Source organism: Endozoicomonas sp. ONNA1 (assembly GCF_024606325.1).
Taxonomy (GTDB): Bacteria; Pseudomonadota; Gammaproteobacteria; order Pseudomonadales; family Endozoicomonadaceae; genus Endozoicomonas_A.
Genome location: NZ_JAHHPN010000454.1, coordinates 1 through 1,263, shown reverse-complemented (window position 1 = coordinate 1,263; position 1,263 = coordinate 1). Strand labels below are relative to the sequence as shown.

Annotated in this window: 2 protein-coding genes; one reads left to right on the top strand and one right to left on the bottom strand. The window is 41.6% G+C overall.

The features are described from left to right. Nucleotides 1-954, bottom strand: a 954-nt coding sequence (locus KDK19_RS10410; RefSeq protein WP_257291893.1) for a hypothetical protein, incomplete at its 3' end; no start/stop codon positions are given. 112 nt (nucleotides 955-1,066) lie between these two features. On the opposite strand from KDK19_RS10410, the gene KDK19_RS10405 reads away from it, so the two are divergent. Further along, the coding region (locus KDK19_RS10405; protein WP_257291892.1) for a hypothetical protein at nucleotides 1,067-1,263 on the top strand (197 nt) is incomplete at its 3' end.

Sequence of the window (1,263 nt, the reverse complement as noted above, 5' to 3'; positions counted from 1 at the left end):
GCGCCCGGAAAAAATAACATCCATAACATGTCGATTAAAATACTCTCTCATATTATTTCTGTTCTCGCGCAGACCAATTATTAACTTGTTGGTTCTACAAGGTTCACGAGCACTATCAACCAGTTCCTGCCTGAATTTTACGAAAAAATTAAAGACAATACCGAACTCAGAAAAAAAGCCTCTTCCATCAAGAAGGGTTCGAAAAAATGGATATATCTCCTTCAACAATTTCTCGAACCTGATTTTATGCCAAAAGTTACCAAAAGGAACAATCTTTGGGGTAACATCATCCGGTACGTTTTCCTTTTTTTTAAGATAATCAACCAGCATATCCTCCCAACTGTAATGTATTCCAGGCCAACAAGCTTTCGCTTCCTCTGCTGCCCATTCGGAAAAAATAGCATTTAGAAAAGACTGTATCTCTTCAACCCGCTCGTGGCTCATGGTTTTAGCCGCCACGTATTTCTCGGGGCTCCTTTCAATAGTAAAACACCGATCATGAACCAGACCTTCCTGGCATAAAATAAAATCGATAAAAATCTCTGTTAATTCATCTCTTTGAACATCTTCATAACGTTCCCTTGCGATTTCTTTGTATATCAGTGAATGCGTGAGGTTTTCAATGGTCCTTCGGAAACGCTCAGCCACCTCCTCAGCGGTAAACGTCTCGCTGAGTCCGGCTAAATTTATGGCCTCACAATCATGAGAATTAACCCAGTGGGAAACTTTTCGCTCGGGAATCGTCTGATTGGCAATCTTATGACCGCAACCCGACACAATAGAGCCGAGCCCTCTTAGGTTCTCTGCCGATGCAAAGGATGTATCCTCAACCCGTAGCTTTCTTGAGAAACTTTTGAATACTTTTTGTTCTGAGTCAAAGCTTTCATCATTCTTTTCAGCAAGGTGGCTTTGATGAAATCCGTAACTATCTGTTTTGCTTTTGTTTATATTCATAAATCCCTCTATTGAACACATTTGATTTTTTTAAGCTATGTGTGCTTTAGACTGTTAATTTCTAAAAAAATTCCAGAACAATCGTTCATCTTTCCCAGCGCTGACCTGCTGCATGAGTCTGTTGATCCAGATGGAATGTGTTTTAGCAGAGGCGGAATGCCTGAAGGGAGAGTGGGGCAATCACCTCCACGCCAGCATCAAATCTGACTTAAAAGTCCATAACCTAAGGTCTGCATCCAGGCAGCCGCTGACGAAATATCCCTTACTTCGCCCCAAAAACAGCGATAATCCTCCGGATTCAGCCCTAAT